Origin of the sequence: Mycetocola sp. JXN-3, from assembly GCF_014522285.1 — a bacterium.
Taxonomy (GTDB): Bacteria; Actinomycetota; Actinomycetes; order Actinomycetales; family Microbacteriaceae; genus Mycetocola; species Mycetocola saprophilus.
Genome location: NZ_CP041635.1, coordinates 2,897,604 through 2,915,602, shown reverse-complemented (window position 1 = coordinate 2,915,602; position 17,999 = coordinate 2,897,604). Strand labels below are relative to the sequence as shown.

Annotated in this window: 17 protein-coding genes; 7 read left to right on the top strand and 10 right to left on the bottom strand. The window is 66.7% G+C overall.

Going from position 1 to position 17,999, the window contains the following annotated elements; translation table 11 throughout:
• Nucleotides 1–110: 110 nt before the first annotated feature.
• Nucleotides 111–920, bottom strand: coding sequence for an amino acid deaminase (locus C7C57_RS13220; protein ID WP_187976781.1), 810 nt, complete (start codon nt 918–920; stop codon nt 111–113).
• A 142-nt stretch (nt 921–1,062) separates the two neighbouring features.
• Between C7C57_RS13220 and C7C57_RS13215 the strand changes: the two genes are divergently transcribed.
• From C7C57_RS13215 to C7C57_RS13190, 6 genes are read left to right on the top strand one after another with little or no spacing between them, the layout of a single operon-like run.
• Nucleotides 1,063–1,839, top strand: coding sequence for an HAD family hydrolase (locus C7C57_RS13215; RefSeq protein ID WP_187976780.1), 777 nt, complete (start codon nt 1,063–1,065; stop codon nt 1,837–1,839).
• A gap of 45 nt (nt 1,840–1,884) precedes the next feature.
• Nucleotides 1,885–2,862: a phosphate/phosphite/phosphonate ABC transporter substrate-binding protein gene (gene phnD / locus C7C57_RS13210; RefSeq protein ID WP_187976779.1), complete on the top strand. Its 978-nt coding sequence runs from the start codon at nt 1,885–1,887 to the stop codon at nt 2,860–2,862.
• A gap of 8 nt (nt 2,863–2,870) precedes the next feature.
• On the top strand, nt 2,871–3,728 hold the full coding sequence (gene phnC / locus C7C57_RS13205) for a phosphonate ABC transporter ATP-binding protein (protein WP_187978384.1): 858 nt from the start codon (nt 2,871–2,873) through the stop codon (nt 3,726–3,728).
• A complete protein-coding gene (gene phnE, locus C7C57_RS13200; RefSeq protein ID WP_187976778.1) occupies nt 3,725–4,528 on the top strand; it encodes a phosphonate ABC transporter, permease protein PhnE in 804 nt (267 codons plus the stop codon). Before phnC ends, phnE (C7C57_RS13200) begins: the two co-directional genes overlap by 4 nt.
• On the top strand, nt 4,525–5,379 hold the full coding sequence (gene phnE / locus C7C57_RS13195) for a phosphonate ABC transporter, permease protein PhnE (protein WP_187976777.1): 855 nt from the start codon (nt 4,525–4,527) through the stop codon (nt 5,377–5,379). The genes phnE (C7C57_RS13200) and phnE (C7C57_RS13195) overlap by 4 nt, the downstream gene beginning before the upstream one ends.
• Nucleotides 5,366–6,274 (top strand): MurR/RpiR family transcriptional regulator, encoded by a 909-nt coding sequence (locus C7C57_RS13190; RefSeq protein ID WP_255505690.1) that lies wholly within the window; start codon nt 5,366–5,368, stop codon nt 6,272–6,274. The genes phnE (C7C57_RS13195) and C7C57_RS13190 overlap by 14 nt, the downstream gene beginning before the upstream one ends.
• 152 nt (nt 6,275–6,426) lie before the next feature.
• Here C7C57_RS13190 and C7C57_RS13185 read toward each other — a convergent pair whose 3' ends face one another.
• The 5 genes from C7C57_RS13185 to C7C57_RS13165 all read right to left on the bottom strand — a co-directional run bounded on the left by C7C57_RS13185 (nt 6,427) and on the right by C7C57_RS13165 (nt 13,593).
• A complete protein-coding gene (locus C7C57_RS13185) occupies nt 6,427–8,283 on the bottom strand; it encodes an ABC transporter ATP-binding protein (RefSeq protein WP_187976776.1) in 1,857 nt (618 codons plus the stop codon).
• Between the two features lie 408 nt (nt 8,284–8,691).
• On the bottom strand, nt 8,692–9,357 hold the full coding sequence (locus C7C57_RS13180) for an ABC transporter ATP-binding protein (RefSeq protein ID WP_187976775.1): 666 nt from the start codon (nt 9,355–9,357) through the stop codon (nt 8,692–8,694).
• An 8-nt stretch (nt 9,358–9,365) separates the two neighbouring features.
• Nucleotides 9,366–11,558, bottom strand: coding sequence for a hypothetical protein (locus C7C57_RS13175; RefSeq protein ID WP_223144757.1), 2,193 nt, complete (start codon nt 11,556–11,558; stop codon nt 9,366–9,368).
• 51 nt (nt 11,559–11,609) lie between these two features.
• Nucleotides 11,610–11,906 (bottom strand): hypothetical protein, encoded by a 297-nt coding sequence (locus C7C57_RS13170; protein ID WP_030149068.1) that lies wholly within the window; start codon nt 11,904–11,906, stop codon nt 11,610–11,612.
• 274 nt (nt 11,907–12,180) lie between these two features.
• Nucleotides 12,181–13,593: an MFS transporter gene (locus C7C57_RS13165; RefSeq protein WP_187976773.1), complete on the bottom strand. Its 1,413-nt coding sequence runs from the start codon at nt 13,591–13,593 to the stop codon at nt 12,181–12,183.
• 199 nt (nt 13,594–13,792) lie between these two features.
• Between C7C57_RS13165 and C7C57_RS13160 the strand changes: the two genes are divergently transcribed.
• Nucleotides 13,793–14,485, top strand: a complete 693-nt coding sequence (locus tag C7C57_RS13160; protein WP_187976772.1) for an NUDIX domain-containing protein — start codon at nt 13,793–13,795, stop codon at nt 14,483–14,485.
• Between the two features lie 20 nt (nt 14,486–14,505).
• Here C7C57_RS13160 and ribH read toward each other — a convergent pair whose 3' ends face one another.
• The 4 genes from ribH to ribD are packed head-to-tail and all read right to left on the bottom strand — an operon-like array spanning nt 14,506 to nt 17,968.
• The gene (gene ribH, locus C7C57_RS13155; protein WP_030149065.1) at nt 14,506–14,970 is read right to left on the bottom strand and encodes a 6,7-dimethyl-8-ribityllumazine synthase; all 465 of its coding nucleotides are present in this window, start codon (nt 14,968–14,970) and stop codon (nt 14,506–14,508) included.
• Between the two features lie 26 nt (nt 14,971–14,996).
• Nucleotides 14,997–16,259, bottom strand: a complete 1,263-nt coding sequence (ribA, locus tag C7C57_RS13150) for a GTP cyclohydrolase II (protein ID WP_187976771.1) — start codon at nt 16,257–16,259, stop codon at nt 14,997–14,999.
• 3 nt (nt 16,260–16,262) lie between these two features.
• The gene (locus C7C57_RS13145; protein ID WP_030149063.1) at nt 16,263–16,895 is read right to left on the bottom strand and encodes a riboflavin synthase; all 633 of its coding nucleotides are present in this window, start codon (nt 16,893–16,895) and stop codon (nt 16,263–16,265) included.
• On the bottom strand, nt 16,895–17,968 hold the full coding sequence (gene ribD / locus C7C57_RS13140; RefSeq protein WP_187976770.1) for a bifunctional diaminohydroxyphosphoribosylaminopyrimidine deaminase/5-amino-6-(5-phosphoribosylamino)uracil reductase RibD: 1,074 nt from the start codon (nt 17,966–17,968) through the stop codon (nt 16,895–16,897). Before ribD ends, C7C57_RS13145 begins: the two co-directional genes overlap by 1 nt.
• Nucleotides 17,969–17,999 lie beyond the last annotated feature (31 nt).

Below are 17,999 nucleotides of genomic sequence, written 5' to 3'. Positions count from 1 at the left end.
GGGTGTTTGCGATGGGGGTTCGCCGGGCCCGCGACGCCGCAAACGAATAAACCATGATTGCGCCGGGTGCCCACGGGGGTGGGTACCCGGCGTATGCATGCCCGTGGGGTTTAGGGAGTCAGCGCGTTGTAGCGCAGTCGCGGCGGTGCCGACACATGTACCGAGCACAGTTCGCCCGCCGAGCCGGCGTAGGGGAACGCGGTGACCAGGTGGATGCCGCGGGAATCCTCGAGAGCATAGGCCAGCGCCGCGGGGCCGGGGGAGCCGGGTCGTGCCTGGTAGAGCAGGGTGTGGGCGGCCAGGCTCGGGGTGACCTGCTCGCGCAGGCGCAGCAGGTCACCCCGGCGCGGACCGCCCGAGAACAGCGGCAGCAGCACCTCGGTGAGGCGAGCCAGCGGCGTGGATTCTCCGTCCTCGGGGCGGAAGTGGGTCGCCGGCAGGCCGAGCGCTCCGGCGAGCTCGCCGTCGATCCACCGTTCACGCTTGGTACCATAGGGGGTCTGCACCGGCGCATACAGGTAGCCGTATACGTGCAGGAGACCGGCGTTGGCCTCGGGCGCGGTGGCGGGGAGCCCGGCGCGAGCGCTCAAAACGTTGAGGACCGGAGCGGCGAGCACCGCGGAACCCACGTTCTCATCGACCGCGGTGGAACGGCCCCAGTGGGCAAAGACGCCGGCGGCGCGGTCGCGATCCAGGGCATCGGCAAGCCAGGGTTGGGCGCGGAAGAGATCCTCGGCGAGGCTGAGCGGGGTGGCTTCGGCCAGCGCGGTGAGGTGGAGCGAGAGGTCCTGCAGGTGGGCGTGCAGGGCGGCGGTGTCCGTGGGGTTCGTACGCGGCGCGGAGTGCGCCGCGGACCCGTCGGTCGGGGACGGCGCGAGGGCGGTGGTGCGCGATGCCGCGGTGCCGAAGAAGTGCTTCATGAACTCATGCTAGGTGGAGCATGCTGGGTGACCGCCCGCTCACGCCGATCGGCCGTCACACGTTCACGACCCGTTCACCCACTCGTGGTCATTTCGTCCATTTTAACTTCTTAGTCTGGACGCATCGTCCACGAGGAGAATTGTGATCCCCACCCCCACCCTGATTTTTGACTTTGATGGCACCGTTGCCCTCGGCACCGGTCCGGTTCGAGCCTACGCCGTCGCCGCGGCCTCCGGAATCCCCGCCGAACAGCGCGCCGACTTCCTGACCCGGGTCCTGGATGAGCACACCGATCCCGAAGCCCTGGACGGCTACGACCGGGTCGCCCGGGCTGCCCGACTGCTCGGTGTTGGCGAAGAGGAGCTCTCCGCCGCCTACCTGCACTCGCGCAGCGTGCTCGGCGGTGCCGAGGCACCGATCCTCGCACCGCGCGGATTCCGGGAATTCCTGGAACAGGCCCGGACGCACGCCGAGATCGTCCTGGTCACCAACGCCCCCGCCGCGGGCATCGACCGGGTCCTGCAGACCCTGGGCCTCGCACCGCTGTTTGACCGGGTTGTCACCCAGGCCGGCAAGCCCGCCGGGTTCCCGTCCATCCTCGATGAGCTGAGCGCGAGCCCGCTGCCCGAGCGATTCACCGTCGAGGCCGGGGGTCAGAACGTCACGCGCGAGAACGCCCCCAGTCGGGACGCCTTTGCCACCGAATCGGCCGCCGCTGCCGAACGCGGGCCGGTCCTCTCGATCGGCGACATTTGGGAAAACGACCTCGCACCGATTCACCAGCGCGGCCACCACACGGCCCTGGTTGGCACCCGTCGTCCCGCCGAGGCCACCCCGGATCTCGCGGCCGAACGCCTGGAGAGCCTCTACCCCGAGCTGCTCGCCTGGGCACGCGGCGAATTCATCGCCGCCCACTAAACCTCACCCCCCTCCCTCTCACACCCCATATTGGAAGGCATAATCATGCTGAAGAAGTCCCTGAGCGCCCTGGCCCTGATCGGTGCCGCGGCCATCGTCCTGACCGGTTGTTCGGCTAACGCCGGCTCCGGATCCTCCGCCTCACCCGAAGCCGTCAAGGACCCCACCGAGCTGACCCTCGCGCTGGTTCCCTCGCAGGACCAGTCCGGCCTGGTCGACACCGCCGCCCCGCTGACCGACTTCCTGACCAAGGAGCTCGGCATCACCGTCCACGGCGTCGTATCCAAGGACTACCAGGCCGCCGTCGAGGCGATGGGTGCCGGCCAGGCCCAGATCGGATTCCTGCCCTCGCTGCAGCTGTGGCAGGCCAGCGACAAGTACGGTGCCAAGACCATGCTGCAGACCGAGCGCAACGGCAACATCAGCTACCCCGCCCAGTTCATGACCAACAACCCCGATAAGTACTGCAAGGACAAGCCGGTCGAGCGCGACGGCAAGCTGTTCTGCAACGGTGCCGACGCCCTCAAGGGTCCGGCCGGTCTCGACGAGATCAAGAAGATCAAGGGTGCCAAGGTTTCGGTCCTGGGCCCGGGATCCCCGGCCGGCTACATCTACCCGATGCTGGCCCTCAAGGAGGCCGGACTGAACATCGACACCGACATCAACAAGCTTCCGGTCACCGCTAACGACGCGTCCGTGCTCGCCGTCTACAACGGTGACGCCGAGGTCGGCTTCTCGTTCTGGGATGCCCGCGACATCGTCAAGAAGGACACCCCGGACGTGGGCCAGAAGGTTGTGGTCTTCGCCCTGAGCCAGGAAATCCCCAACGACGGCGTGACCCTGAGCAAGGACCTCTCGCCCAAGCTCCAGGACAAGATCGCCAAGGCCCTGGCCGACTACTCCAACACCGAGGCCGGATCCAAGGTGCTGCAGAGCATCTACTCGATCACCAAGCTCGCCCCGGCCGACCCCAAGTCCCTCGACGTTGTGGCCCGTGCCGCAAAGAGCCTCGGACTGCAGTAGTGACCCGGATTTCCCCGGAAACCCCGGCGGGGGCCGCGACCGCGGCCTCCGCCCCCTGGTCCATCCGGTTGCGCGACGCGGTGGTTCGCTACCCCAACGGTGTGGTGGGCCTCAAGAAGATTTCCCTCGACATCGAAGCCGGCGAGATGGTCTCCATCGTTGGCCTCTCCGGATCGGGCAAATCCAGCCTGATCCGCACCATCAACGGCCTGGTTCCGCTCAGCTCGGGCACCCTCGAGGTTGGCGGCCACCGGATGGACCTCGCCCGCGGCCGCGAACTGCGCCGCCTGCGTGGACAGATCGGCATGATCTTCCAGGGGTTCAACCTCGCCGGGCGCACCACGGTACTCAACAACGTCCTGGTAGGACGCCTCGCCCACACCTCGGTCCCGCGCACCCTGGTCGGTGCATACCGTCAGCGGGATCGACAGCTGGCCTTCGAGGCGCTGGATCGCGTCGGTATGCTCGAACGGGTATATCACCGGGCGGCACACCTCTCCGGCGGCCAGCAGCAGCGTGTGGCCATCGCCCGCGCCCTCGCTCAGGAGCCCGGCATCGTTCTGGCCGATGAGCCCGTGGCAAGCCTCGACCCGCCCACCGCCCACGCGGTCATGGGCGACCTGCGCCGGATCAACCGCGAACTCGGGATCACCGTGCTGGTCAACCTGCACCTGCTCGACCTCGCCCGTGGCTACGGCACCCGGCTGATCGGGCTGCGCGCCGGGGAGATCGTCTACGACGGCCCCGCGGCCACCGCCACCGATGCCGACTTCGAGCGGATCTATGGGCGGCCCATTGGCGACCAGGACTTGCTGGGCGGTACGACCTCATCGGACGCCGGGGCCCCCGCCGGGACGCCCGCGTGAGTGCAGCAGAGTATCCCGGTCTCCCGGCCAAACCCGGCGGACGCTGGAAGATCTGGCTGGCCATCGCGATCATCGCGGCCATTACCGCGGTGACGCTGGCCCCCGGCATCGGCGTGGACTTCTCCCTCGACGCCATTGTGCGCAACTGGCGCAACGGTGCCGAGAAGATCGGTCAGCTGCTGGTGCCCGACTGGTCGTTCTTCCCGCGCACGATCGAACCGCTGATCGAGACCCTGCAGATGGCGGTGATCGCCTCGGTGATCGGCGCGATCGTCTCGGTCCCGCTGAGCATGTGGGCGGCCCGCCTGACCAACCCCAACCGGATCACCCGCGGACTCGTGCGCACCGTCCTCAACATCGTGCGCGCGGTCCCCGATCTGCTCTACGCCGCGGTCCTGGTGGCCATGGTCGGCGTGGGCGCACTCCCGGGTATTATCGCCCTGGTGCTGTTCAACGTGGGCATCGTGGTCAAGCTGGTGTCCGAGGCGATCGAGTCCGGGGATCCCGGTCCCGGTGAGGCCGCTCGTGCGGCCGGTGGCACCCAGACCCAGATCAACCGGGCGGCGCTGTTGCCGGATATCTGGCCGCCGTTTATCAACCAGGCGCTGTACGCGTTTGAGCTCAACGTGCGCGCCTCGACCGTGCTGGGACTCGTCGGTGCGGGTGGCCTCGGCCTCCTGATCGATGCGGTGCGTACCTTCTACCGTTACGACCAGCTCGCGCTGATCATCCTCGAGATTCTCGTGGTTGTGGTGCTGATCGACTGGGCGAGTGCGGCGATGAGAAAGCGTTTGAAATGACAGCCCTGAATACCGCGCCGCGGACCACACGCACCGCCCCCGCGCGCCCGGTCACCCCGCCGGCCAAGCCGCGCCGTCCCTGGCGAACGGTCATCGCCGTGGCCATCACCCTCCTGGTGGTGCTGGTCTTTTGGTCGGTCAAGGTGGACTGGGCACGCACCGCAAACCTCCCCGCGGACATCGCCCGCTACCTGTGGCTGATGTTCTCCAACCCCGCCTGGGACAAGGTCCCCGAGGCGCTCTGGCAGACCTGGCGTAGCGTCGAGATGGCGTGGGTGGGATGCCTGCTGGGTATCGTGATCTCGTTCCCGCTGAGCTTCCTCGCCGCCCGTGGCATCGGCCCGGCCCCGGTGCGGCTCGCGCTGCGCGGGCTGTTCTCGCTGATCCGCGCGGTTCCCGAGATCGTGATCGCCATCGTGATTCTCTCAGTCACCGGGCTCACCCCGCTGACCGGTGCGCTCGCGCTCGCGGTCAACGGCATCGGAACCCTGGGGAAGTGGGGATACGAGGCGATCGAGGGTGTGCATCCCGGACCCATCGAGGCCGTGAACGCCGCCGGTGGAAGCCGCTGGCAGACCGTGCGCTGGGGCATCTGGCCGCAGGCGGCACCGGAGTTTGTGTCGTTCTGGCTCTACCGGTTTGAGATCAACGTGCGCGCCAGCGCCGTGCTGGGGCTGATCGGTGTGGGTGGAATTGGCGATATGCTCACCTCGTACACCCAGTACCGGGAGTGGCCCACCGTGGGTGCGCTGCTGATCGTGGTCATCATCGTGACCATCGCCATTGACCTGACTTCCGGTGCCATTCGTCGCCGGATCACCGAGGGGAGCAAGGCGCGTGACCTCGCCTAGCATCGATGTTGTCTCCACCGGGGAGATTCCCACCGCGATGCCCACCGTGCGCATCGCCACCGCCCTGCCGGGCATGCAGCGCAGTGAGCGTCGGGCGGCGGAGATCATCGCCGCCGATCCCGAGAGCGTGGTGGAGCTGACCGCGCAGGAGCTCGCCGACCGCGCCGGTGTCGCCCGCTCGACCGTGGTGCGGATGTGCCAGAGCCTCGGTTACCGCGGCTATCCCCAGCTTCGGGTCGCGCTGGCCGGGGAGCTCGCGCTCGCCGGGGAGATTGCCCAGCGCACCGAGGACGCCGACCCGAGCGCGGGTGCGCTCGGCCGGATCCGCGCCGAGATCGTCGCCCTGGCGCAGGTCTTGCCGCAGATCGCCAGCGTGCTGAGCGAACCCGAGGTGGACTCGGCGGTGGACTCGATCGTCGCCGCGGGCCGGGTGCTCGTGGTCGCCAGTGGCCTCTCGGGGCCGCTGGCGATGGACCTGGCGATGCGCCTGACCGCGGCCGGCCGCCCGGCGGAAACCCTGGCCGATCCGATCGGCCAGCAGATCGCCGCCCGTGGTCTGCGCGCCGAGGATGTCTGCCTGGTGATCTCCGGTAGCGGTGCCAACGAGGCGAGCCTGCGTGCCGCCGCCCAGGCCAATGAGGCGGGGGCGCGGGTAATCGCGGTCACCTCGTTCCGTAACACCCCGCTGACCCGTCTGGCCGCAATCACCCTGCTGCTGGCCCCGGCGGCGAGCTTCCGCCAGGAGCTGGAACACACCTCGCGGGTACCGCACGTGGTATTCCTCGAGGCGCTGGTGGAGACCATCGGGACGCGCCTGGGCGCGGCCGGTGAACGGGCGCGCTCACGCGTGCTCGACGTGCTTGCCGAAAACCTCGGCGACGAGGCGGGCCGCTAGGCTCGCCTACCCCACCGGCGGCTCGCATCGGAAACGAGCCGGCCGAGTGATTGATGCCCCGTACCGTCCTCCAGCGGTGCGGGGCATCGTCGGGTTTCGGGGAAGCGCAACGCCCCGGCCGAGAAACCCGGCTGGGGCGTTGGGCCTGCGCGTTACACCAGGAACTGGTGCTTGGCCAGGTCCCGGTACAGCGGCACCGAGGCCACCAGTTCGGAGTGGGTGCCGGTGCCCAGCACGGTGCCGTGTTCGAGGACCACGATCTTGTCGGAGTCCACGACGGTGGAGAGGCGGTGGGCGATGATGATCAGCGTGCGGTCCTTGGCCACGGCATCCAGGGCCACCCGCATGAGCTGCTCGTTCTGGCCATCCAGCGAGGAGGTGGACTCGTCCAGCAGCAGCACCGGATGGGCGGCGAGCAACGCGCGGGCGATGGCCAGGCGCTGACGCTCACCACCGGAGAGCATGATGCCGTCCTCACCCACGGCGGCGTCCAGGCCGGCGCTGTTGCGCGCCAGGACCTCGCCGAGGTTGACGTCGCGCAGCACACGCTCGCAGTCCGCATCGGTCGCGTCGGGGGCACCGAGCAGCAGGTTATCGCGGAGGGAACCGGCGAGGACTGGGGCATCCTGCTCCACATAGCCGATCTGGCCGCGCAGGTCGCCGCGGTCCAGGGCCCGGATATCGCGGCCACCGAAGAGGATCGCGCCGTCCTGGGGGTCGTAGAAACGCTCGATCAGCGCCAGGATCGTCGACTTTCCGGCACCGGACGGACCCACCAGCGCGGTCCGGGTACCGCGTTCGGCGGTGAAGGACACTCCGCGCAGCACCTCGGTGCGCTCGCCGGTGGCGGTGACGGTGCGGATCTCGTCGGCCTCGGCCACGCCGCCGGTCGCAGGGGCGGTCGCGTAGCCAAACTTGACGTCGCGGAACTCGATCGCCGCGGCCTCGGCCGAGACGGTGCCGGGATCTCTCAGGGCGGCGGCGATTTCGGCGTCGTTGGCGTCCTCGGCGGGCAGATCGATGATCTCCTGGATCCGGCCCAGGGCACCGAGCGCCTGGTTGGTCGCGGTGAGCGCCCCGAAGGCCTGGCCCAGCGGCATGATCATCATGAACAGGAACATTACAAACGCGACCAGGCTGGAGATTTCGATCGCGCCCGAGGCCACGCGGAATCCGCCGACGCCCAGCACCACCAGCAGCGAGGCCTGCATCGCGATACCGGCAACCGGGACCACCAGGGCGGAGGCCTTGGCGACACGGATACCCATCTTCCAGGCGGCGGTCGCGTGCTGCTCAACCCCGGCGATCTCGCGCTCGGTGGCACCGGCCGCACGCACGGTCCGAACCGAGCTGATCGCCCGCTCCACGGCGGAGGTCAGGTCGCCCACGCGAGCCTGAGCCGCGGCACTGGCCTGGCGAATCCGCGCCGAGAGCGCGACCACTACGAGCACCGAGACGGCCACCACAAGAACCGTGAGGCCCAGCAGGACCGGATCGAGGATCAGCATCGCGATCAGCGCACCCACAAAGGTCACCGCGCCACCGATGGCCTCGATCAGCCCCTGGGTGAGGACCGCGCGCAGCAGGGTCGTGTCGCTGCCCACGCGGGAAACCAGGTCGCCGGTGCGGCGGGCATCAAACTCGGAGACCGGCAGGCGCAGCATCCGCGAGATCAGACGCTTGCGGCTGGAGAGCACCACACCCTCACCGGTGCGCTGGAGCAGATAGTGCTGGTAGCCCATGAGGAGCGCGGAGATGACAACCAGCGCCACCAGCGCCCAGACCAGCGATCCCAGCATCTCGTTCTTCTGCACCCGGCCGATGACCTGGCTGACCAGCAGCGGCTGGGCGAGCGAGGCCAGGGCTCCCAGGACCGAGAGCAGGATGATGAACCACAGCATCCGCTTGTGCTCAAACAGGAACGGCAGCAGCTGCCTAAACGAGGCGCGCGGACCCTCCTGTGGCTTGCGCCGGGCGAAGGGGGAGCGGGACTGAGCGGGCGAGGACATGTGGCCTTTCCTGGTGCCGAACACACTCCTGGTGTGGCATTCGGCGGGGTAAATCGGCGGCCGAAAGCGTGCGCGGTCTGGCCGGGTGTTGGGTTGAAACGGCGCACGAGAACCCGGCGCCCCACGCGACGATGCGGCGGGAGGCGGAACCGCGTGCTTTCCTTACCGTAGAACACCCGGCGGGCCTGGTCAAACGCATCGGTAACGCGCGTGACCGGGGATTTTCCCGACCCCGCGTCGACACAGTTCCGACAGCCTGTCGCCAAGACGGGCGTGTCCGGGGGCCGTGCACGCGCGGGACCCAAAACCGAGGGCCGGAACTACCCCCGGCACCTATTCGATGTGCCCCTCCCGTCATGGTGTGCCGATGGCCAGCCGGCGGACGAGAGGAGGGGTACCCGCCAGTAGCTACACGCGCGTCTGCGCTCGCGCGCCGATCTCGAAGATGCGATCACAACGGCGGGCCACACCCTGGTCATGGGTGACCACGAGGAGGGTCTTGTTGTAATCACGCTGCAGGTCCAGCATCTCGGTGATTGCACGGTCCGCCATAGCTGCGTCCAGCGCACCGGTCGGCTCATCCGCCAGGATGAGCTCACCGGGTTTGAGGAGGCAGCGGGCAAGGGCCACACGCTGACGCTCGCCACCGGAGAGCGTCATGACCCTATCCTCGGCAACCTCGTGCAGGCCCAGCCGGTCCAGCAGTTCCATGGCCTGTGCGAGCTTGCGCGATCGCCGGGCTCTGACGCCGTGCATCCCGAGCAGAACGTTCTCCACGGCTGTGGAGGAATTGATCAGTGCAAACGATTGGAAAAGATAGTTAATGTGATCTCGGCGCAGCGCGGTGGCTGCAGATCCATTGATCCGAGGAAGGGGTTTTCCATTGAAGAGGATGGCCCCTGACGACGGGTCATCAAGCAGCCCGATCACGTTGAGCAGGGTTGATTTGCCCGAGCCGGATGGGCCAACAATCGCAACGGATTCGCCGCTAAATACCTCCAGGTTGATGCGATCGAGAATCGTTCGCGACCCGTAGGTTTTTGTGACGGCGTCGAGGGTGAGTAGAGCGTTCACAGCGACTCCTATTCTTTAAGGGTTGTGCCGAGTTGAAGTCGTGAATAGCGGCGCACAAGAATTATCAACAGTGCGGATTGGACCACCAGCATGACGATCGTGCCCCCTAGGGCACTGGTGGACTGGGACAAGATGGCCACGATAATTGCCAGGATTCCGGTGCCTCCAACCACGAAAAGGGCGGGGGCGAAGAGCCTGCCGAGCGAGTATCCCAACAGCCGTTTGACGGCCAGTGCCTCGCGGTAGGTGAGCGCAAACAGCCGTGCTACCGAGGCCAACACCACCAGACAGAAGACGAAGAGGAAGAGGACAACGCCGCCAAACAACTGAATGATTGATTCGATGGTCTTGGTGAGCCCGGCGATAAAATCCGTCACCGGGAGAAACTCAATGCTCTTATCGTCGAGATGGAACGAGGCCAGGTACTCGGTGCTGGTGTAGTCCCGAGCAGCGGACGTCTCCAGCTTCACATAACTGTTGCTCAGCCCGACCGCGGCGAGGCTTTCGCTTTCGGTTGGCACCATATTCTCCGGAGTGGTGATGAGGATAACCGGGTCGGTGGTGTGCTGAGGAAGAGCCGGATCCGTGTTCCAGGCGAACAGCTGCGAACCCGGTTCGTACCCCTCGAATGTCACCCTTTCGCCATCGAAAAACTCGGTGCGAATGGCGGGCTCATATGAGGGATGACTGTTTTCGTCCAGCCACCCCTGCACTGCGGTCCTGGTTGATTCCGACCAGGAGTTCGGAATCAGGAACACTCGCTCGCCGTGGTGGGCCCGGGCAATGAGGGCGTCATCAACGTGGAACCCCTGCTCGGCGAGCCAGCTGGGTGACGCGGCAACATACCAGAACGGCTGTTCCGGGACGGATGCATAGATCCCGTCCCATTTGTCGAGGATTTGCGAGTCGAAGTACTGGGTATTGACCAGGCTGACACCGGGCTTGTCCGCGATGGACCGGTACCAATCGTAAAAGTCTCTGGTTTGCTGTGGCGATTGTCCGCCATCGGAGGTCTGCGCGCTACCGGCAGACATCCGGAACAGGATTTCCTGGTCCTTGACCGAGGCCCAGGAATGGTTAACATCGGAGAGCCTATTGGCTTCTCGAATGGGGCCGTCGAGGAAGACCAGGGTTAGCGTGAAGGCGGCAATCGCCACTACGTAGAACCCGGAGAGGGTCCAGAGCAGCAGTTTTTTCGAGTAGCGTCCGAGGATCGCATTGACCGGTTTTGTCGAGATGAGCGCCGCCGCCGCAACTACCACACAGGCGAGTGTAAGGATGCCTCCGGCGGCCGACGCGCTCCAGGCGAGTGACGCGAGCTCGACGGTGAGCCGATATCCCGGCGCAAGCGCGATGGTAAGTCCCGCCGAAAGCACCGCCGTGATTCCGGCGGTGATCAGCACCGGACGAAATAGCGTGGCCGCAAATCCCCAGGTTGAGCGCCCCAGCAAGACGTGCACGCCGAGAATTCGAAATGCCCTGAGCGTTTCAAAAACGAGCACGAGGAGGAGCAGAATTGTCGCGGCGACGAGGAAGCCCACCAGGAGACCACCCACGAGACCGCCATCGGCGGCGCGTCCCTGCATCGGGGTCAGCATGCTTTCGGCGGATTGGCCGGTGACGGATTCGAGCGAACCGAGGAGACCAGCGACCTGATCCGGGCTCGCTCCGACTACGCGGTAGGCGGCGTTGACGGTTCCCGAAGTTTGGACAAGATGTGCAAGCTGGACGACCGCAATCCTCGGCGCGAACGTGAACTCCGGTATGGGAACGAGCACGTCGGCTGCATTCGCGTCCAGCCCGATGGATCGTGTAGGTTCACCCTCGAGCAGCCGTGAGATTTCGGCGGAGCCGAAGAGCGACGTTCCCAGGTCGTCCAGGCCCAGCGTATCCGGGACGGCAGCCGGGTTGGCCACGATACCGATGCGCATTCCGGTGACGAGGTTCGAGGAGTCGGCCGCGAGATGGTCGACTCGGACAACCGCGCGGCCTTCGGTGTGAGCGAAGTCCCCAAGGGCAGCGAGAACACTCGCTGCCCTTTCTTCGGGGACTCCGTGCACATAGATTTTTGTTGCCCCAACGGGGTACTCTTCGACCGTCTGCTGAAGCCGTGCTCCCTGGCTGAACACCAGGAGCACGGTCGAGAGAACCCCGATCAGGACAACGAGTATGGAACTTGAGAGTTTTGACCAAAAGGACATGAACGTTACTTGTGGTCCTTCTCTTCTACGGCAATTGTCACCCTGGTGCTATTAGCCGCGAGCGTTCCAGTAGGCCGTTGCCGCGCCCGTGCCAACGAACTGCTCGGCGTGCGCCAGCACACCGGGCTTCTTCCACCCGGAGAACGTGGTGTTCGCGGTCGAGCTGTGTTCGTACACACCGGTTTGCACGTCGGAGTAGCTGGTGACCCCCCACGAACGACCGTGTTCCCAGCTGATGGCGCTGCCCTTGTAATACACGGTTGCTGCCTGCGCGACCCCCGCGCCACCGGCAACCAGTCCGGCTGCCAGCAGTGCCACGGTAACGGTCTTCTTAATCGTATTCATCATTTCCCCCATTAATAGTTCAGGCACCCCGAGCGCGCCACGAAACCGAAGAAAACACCGTTCTCAGCGTGTAAAACCGAGGTGGCAATTCTTCGGTGTTGTAGCGGGCTCGTGACCTGCTGGATGAAAACCTATGGGACTCGCCCAGCCGGTGTCAACGCGATCGGGCTCCGTGTCTTTCGGGGGCATACCGTTCGCCCTGGAAATACGCGGCGGCCCCGTCTCCTTTCCCCGTGAACTGGGGGGGGGGAGAGACGGGGCCGCGGGCTGGACTCGACTAGTTGTCGATGTTGATGTCCTTGGTTTCGCGGGAGAGCAGCAGCGCGATCAGGGTGAGCACACCCATCGCCACCAGGTACATGCCCACCAGGAACGGGCTGCCATCGGCGGCCTGCCACAGCTGCAGGGCGATCAGCGGGGCCACGGCGGCACCGAGGATCGAGCTCACGTTATAGGAGATCGCCGAGCCGGAGTAGCGCACGTTGGTCGGGAACAGCTCGGGCAGCAGCGCACCCATCGGACCGAAGGTTGCCCCCATCAGCGTGAAGCCGATGATCAGGAACGCCTGTGTCAGGCCCTTATCGGTGCCGAGCATCGGCTCGAACAGGAAGCCGAATCCGATGATCAGAAGGGTGATCACGATCAGGGTCTTGCGGCGACCGAAGCGGTCGGCCAGCGGGCCGGAGACCAGCGTGAAGATTCCGAAGAAGACCACGCCGATGATCAGCATCAGCACAAAGTCGACGTAGCCGAAGCCACCGCCGGGGTAGAAGGTCGAGGGATCAAACGGCTTGCCCGCGGCCTCGGCGGCCTTCTGCGCAACCTCTACCGAGGAGGCGCGGGTACCGAAGGTCAGGGTGAAGTTGGTCATCAGGTAGAACAGCACGTAGGTGGCCAGCATGATGAAGGTACCCAGGATGAGGTTCTTCCAGTGGAAGCGGAACACCTCGGCCAGCGGGGACTTCTTCAGCTTGCCGCTGTCGGCGTTCTTCTGGAAGCTGGTGGACTCCACCAGACGCAGACGCACCCAGAGGCCCACGATGACCATGACCGCGGAGAACAGGAACGGGATCCGCCAACCCCAGGCCACAAACGCCTCGGACTGCAGGGCGGGGTTCTCGGGGTGGGGAAGCATCGCGTTGATCAGCAGGAACAGCCCGTTGGCGATGATGAACCCCAGCGGTGCACCCAGCTGCGGGAAGGTGCCGTACCAGGCGCGCTTGCCGGTCGGGGCGTTCTCGGTCGCGACCAGCGCCGCACCGGACCACTCACCACCCAGGGCGAAGCCCTGTCCGAGGCGCAGGATCAGCAGGAGCAGCGCGGCCCACCAGCCGATGGTGTCAAAGGTCGGCAGCACACCGATCAGGAACGTCGCAATACCCATGGTCAGCAGCGAGGCGACCAGGGTGGCCTTGCGGCCATAGCGGTCACCGAAGTGGCCAAAGACCATGGCGCCGATCGGACGGGCCACCATCGCCGCACCAAACGTGGCAAACGAGGCCAGCAGCGAGGTGGTCGGGTTGGCGCTGGGGAAGAAGAGGGTGGGGAACACGAGAACCGCCGCGGTGGCGTAGACATAGAAGTCGTAGAACTCGATGGTGGTGCCGATCAGGCTCGCGGTAATGACGCGCGAGCGGGGATTGGCGGGGGCTGCGGGGGCCTTCGAATCCCCCGTGGTTGCTGCTGACATGCTGTCGTCCAAAAACGTCGTAAATCAAGAGTGAGGTGCAGTCATCACGGGGGTGGGGTGATCGCTGAGCCTAAATTGGTGTGGGTATCCGATTGTGGCGGAAATGCCAATATACGCCCATACCGGGAGTTTCCCGAAACTCCGCGGCGTGAGGGCGACACAACCTGGCGGAAATAAATCCTCGGGTTAGGGTGGGGAAATGAGTGAAAATCCCGCGCAGAGTGCCGCCCGTGCCGTTCCCGGGGAAGGGATCCCCGATGGTCGCGGAAGGACCGGACTGGATCGGGTGGGTCGGGACCTCGCCGGTAATCCCGACGTGCGGATCCTCGACGTGGAGGTAACCTCGGACGGCTGGCACGTGCTGCGCCGCACCACCCTGGAATACCGGGACCGACACGGCAACTGGGGGCGGCAAACCCGGGAGACCTACGATCGCGGCAACGGTGCCACGATCCTGCTGTACCGCACCGATACCCGCACGATCTTACTGACCAGACAGTTTCGCTTCCCCGCCTACGTCAACGGGCACCCCGACGGCGTGTTGATCGAGGCCGCCGCGGGCCTGCTGGACGGGGATGCCCCCGAGGAAGCGATCGCCCGCGAGACCCATGAGGAGCTGGGGGTGCGGGTCCGCGCGCCCCGGTACCTCTTTGACCTCTATATGAGTCCGGGGTCGATCACCGAGCGGGTGCACTTCTTCGCCGCCGAATACGCGCCCGAGGATGAAACCGGGATCGGCGGAGGCTTGGCCGAGGAGGGCGAGGAGATCGAGCGGGTGGAGCTGGGGTTTGATGATGCCGTGGCCGCGATCGCCGACGGCCGCATCCGCGACGGCAAAACCGTGATCCTGCTGCAGTGGGCCGCGCTGAATCTCTTCGGCGCGGCCCACTAGGCGGTTCTGTTACCCGCGGGTTAGAGCGAGCGCAGCAGGACCGCGGTGTGCAGCGCGGCCTCGGCGGCCTCGCGGCCCTTGTCCTCACGCGAGCCGGGCAGGCCCGCGCGGTCGATGCCCTGTGCCTCATCGTCCAGCGTCAGCACGCCAAAGCCCACGGGCTTGCCGGTCAACACGGACACCTGGGTCAGCCCCGAGGTCGCAGCATCCGAGACGAACTCGAAGTGCGGGGTGCCGCCGCGGATGATCACGCCGAGCGCGACCACCGCATCCGCCCCGGCCTCCAGCGCCGCGCGGGCGGCAACCGGCAGCTCGAAGCTCCCGGCGACGCGCACGGTCGTGAAGGTGGCACCGGACTCGGCCAGGGCCTTCTCGGCACCGGCGATGAGACCGTTGCTGATCTCCTCGTGCCAGGATCCGGCGATCACGGTGACGTTGAGGCCGGTGCCGTCAACCTGGAGGGAGGGGATTCCGTTGCTGCTCATTATGTGTTCCGTTCGGTAGGGAGGGGTTAGTCGGAGAGCGGGATGAACGAGCCGGGCTCGCCCTCGAAGCGGTGGCCCATGCGGTCGCGCTTGGTCTGGAGATAGTTCTCGTTGACCTCGCCCACGCCGACCACCAGGGGCAGACGCTCAACCACGCGGATGCCGGCCTCTTCCAGCTGGCGGATCTTCTCGGGGTTGTTGGTCAGCAGGCGCACGGCGCTCACTCCCAGGTCCTCGAGGATCGCGCTGGCGGGCAGGTAGCTGCGGGCATCCGCCGGCAGACCCAGGGCCAGGTTGGCGTCCAGGGTGTCATAGCCCTGCTCCTGCAGCGCATAGGCACGCAGCTTGTTGATCAGGCCGATGCCGCGACCCTCCTGGCCGCGCATGTAGATGACCACGCCGTCCTTCTCGGCGATCTCCTCGAGGGCGGCGTCCAGCTGCGGACCGCACTCGCACTTGAGCGAACCGAGAGCCTCACCGGTCAGGCACTCCGAGTGGACCCGCAGGATCGCGGTGTCGGTGAGCTCACCGTGGATCAGGGCCAGGTGCTCGGCACCGGTCTGCCGGTCACGGTAGGCGCGCACCTTGAAGTTGCCGTGGGTCGTGGGCAGGTTGGTCTCGATCTCGAAGTGCACGGCCGAGTCGTTGGCAACCGCGGCCAGCTGCTCGGTGGTGCCGGCATCGGCGGCGTCGAGGTACTCGATCAGATCGGCGATGGTGATCACCGGAATGTCGTGCGCGACACCGAGTTCCAGCAGGCCCGGCAGACGCATCATGTCGCCCTCGTCGGTCACGACCTCGCCGATCACGCCGACCGGGTTCAGCCCGGCCAGGCGCAGCAGATCCACGGCGGCCTCGGTGTGACCGGCACGCTCGCGCACGCCCCCGGCCACCGCGCGCAGCGGCACGATGTGTCCGGGGCGGATGAGGTCTTCGGCGGTGCTGGTCGCATCACCGAGGACCCGCAGGGTGCGGGCACGGTCGGAGGCGCTGATACCTGTGGTCACGCCCGAGGCCGCATCCACGGTCACCGTGTAGGCGGTCTTGCGCGGGTCCTGGCTGTTTTCCACCATCGGGGGCAGGGCCAGTCGGTCCGCGATGTCCGCGGTCATCGGGGCGCACAGGTAACCACTGGTGTGCCGAACGGCCCAGGCCACGGTGTCGTGGGTGGCGAGCTCGGCGGCGAAAATCACGTCGCCCTCGTTCTCGCGGCCCTCATCATCGGCCACGAGGATTGCCTTGCCCGCGCGCAGGGCGGCGAGGGCGGCAGGAATGGTTGAGAGACTCATCGGTTATCGGCTTTCGTTGGGAGTAACTGCGGCATTCACGGCGAGCAGACGCTCCACGTGACGTGCCAGAATGTCGGTTTCAAGATTGACGGTGTCGCCGATCTGGCGCTCGCCGAGGGTTGTGGCGACCAGGGTTTCGGGGATCAGCGAGACCTCGAACCAGGGGGCCGTTTCGGCGGGATCGGAGATCGCGCTGACCGTGAGGGAGACCCCGTCCACGGTGATCGACCCCTTATCGGTGACCAGCGAGGCGTGCTCGATCGGCAGCGAGAAGCGCAGTACCCGCCAGGCATCACCCGGGGTGACCTGGAGCAGCGTGCCGGTGCCATCCACATGGCCCTGAACGATGTGACCGCCGAGACGGTCGCCCACCTGGGCGGCGCGCTCGAGGTTCACCCGGGTTCCCACGGTCGCCCCATCCAGGGCAGACATAACGAGGGTCTGGGCCATGACGTCGGCGGTGAAGGAGGTTTCGGTCTGCTCGATCACGGTCAGGCACACGCCGCTCACGGCAATCGAATCGCCGTGCCCGGCATCGGAGACCACGAGCGGCCCCTCCACGGTGATGCGCAGGGCATCGGCACTGGGAACGAGCGCGGTGATGGTGCCGAGCTCCTCAATGATTCCGGTAAACACTAGTGGGCTCCAGACGTCGGGTGGGTGGATGAGGTTTCGGGGGCGACCGGTTCGGCGGTGAGACGCAGATCCGATCCCAGGTGTCGAACATCGGTGAAGATGAGGCGATGCTGGTCGCCGATGGTGTCCACACCGAGGTCGGTCAGCGCGACCTTCGGACCGCCGATCAGGGTGGGCGCGATATAGACCAGCACGCGGTCGGCAAATCCGGCACGGATGAAGGCGCTGGCGAGGCTCGGGCCGCCCTCCACAAACACCGATCGGATGCCGCGTTTCCACAGAACATCTAGATCCGCGGCCAGATCATCGCCGCTGAGGGTAATGAGCTCGCGCGGGTGGCTGCGCAGCTGCGCGTTCGCCGGCACCTCGCGGTGGCCAAACACCACGGGGATCGGCTGGGCCAGCGGCGCACCGTTTTCCTCGCCGCGGGCGGTGAGGGCGGGGTCATCGGCCAGGACGGTTCCGGTGCCCACGGCGATCGCATCGTGGCGGGAGCGTTCGAGGTGCACGTCGGCACGGGCGTCGGGTCCGGTGATCCACTGGCTGGTCCCGTCGGCGGCGGCCGCGCGGCCGTCCAGGCTGGTGGCCCACTTCACGGTCACCGTGGGGCGTCCGCGTCGGGCATCCCGCAGCCATCCGGCCAGCAGTTCCTCCGCCTGTTCGCGGCGGGGTCCCAGCCGTGCGGGGATGCCCGCGTCGATCAGGGTCTGCGCGCCGTGGCTGGACACCGCTCCGGGATCGGGCACCGCAAAGTACACCTCGGCGACGCCGGCGGCAATCAGCGCCTGCGCGCAGGGGCCGGTGCGTCCGGTGTGGTTGCACGGTTCCAGGGTGACCACGGCGGTCGCGCCGCGGGCTTCGCCCGGTGCCAGGTGGGAGAGGGCGTCTACCTCGGCGTGGGCGGTGCCGGCACCGCGGTGCCAGCCCTCGGCGAGGGTGTGCCCGTCGGGGCTGAGGATGACGCAGCCTACCCGCGGGTTGGGCCCGCCTTCGGGCCCGCGGGTGGCGATCTCCAGGGCGCGGCCCATGGCCGCGTCGAGGACGGCCGCGTCTAGGCGGTCTGGGGTGATCATCGGAGTGGTTGCCTTTTCTCGAGCGCACTCC

What these genes read in the sequence shown, in the direction of transcription:
- C7C57_RS13220 (WP_187976781.1), bottom strand. Translation starts at nt 920, where the DNA reads ATGAAGCACTTCTTCGGCACCGCGGCATCGCGCACCACCGCCCTCGCG.
- phnD (WP_187976779.1), top strand. Translation starts at nt 1,885, where the DNA reads ATGCTGAAGAAGTCCCTGAGCGCCCTGGCCCTGATCGGTGCCGCGGCC.
- phnE (WP_187976777.1), top strand. Translation starts at nt 4,525, where the DNA reads ATGACAGCCCTGAATACCGCGCCGCGGACCACACGCACCGCCCCCGCG.
- C7C57_RS13185 (WP_187976776.1), bottom strand. Translation starts at nt 8,283, where the DNA reads ATGTCCTCGCCCGCTCAGTCCCGCTCCCCCTTCGCCCGGCGCAAGCCA.
- C7C57_RS13175 (WP_223144757.1), bottom strand. Translation starts at nt 11,558, where the DNA reads ATGTCCTTTTGGTCAAAACTCTCAAGTTCCATACTCGTTGTCCTGATC.
- C7C57_RS13170 (WP_030149068.1), bottom strand. Translation starts at nt 11,906, where the DNA reads ATGATGAATACGATTAAGAAGACCGTTACCGTGGCACTGCTGGCAGCC.
- C7C57_RS13165 (WP_187976773.1), bottom strand. Translation starts at nt 13,593, where the DNA reads ATGTCAGCAGCAACCACGGGGGATTCGAAGGCCCCCGCAGCCCCCGCC.
- C7C57_RS13160 (WP_187976772.1), top strand. Translation starts at nt 13,793, where the DNA reads ATGAGTGAAAATCCCGCGCAGAGTGCCGCCCGTGCCGTTCCCGGGGAA.
- ribH (WP_030149065.1), bottom strand. Translation starts at nt 14,970, where the DNA reads ATGAGCAGCAACGGAATCCCCTCCCTCCAGGTTGACGGCACCGGCCTC.
- ribA (WP_187976771.1), bottom strand. Translation starts at nt 16,259, where the DNA reads ATGAGTCTCTCAACCATTCCTGCCGCCCTCGCCGCCCTGCGCGCGGGC.
- ribD (WP_187976770.1), bottom strand. Translation starts at nt 17,968, where the DNA reads ATGATCACCCCAGACCGCCTAGACGCGGCCGTCCTCGACGCGGCCATG.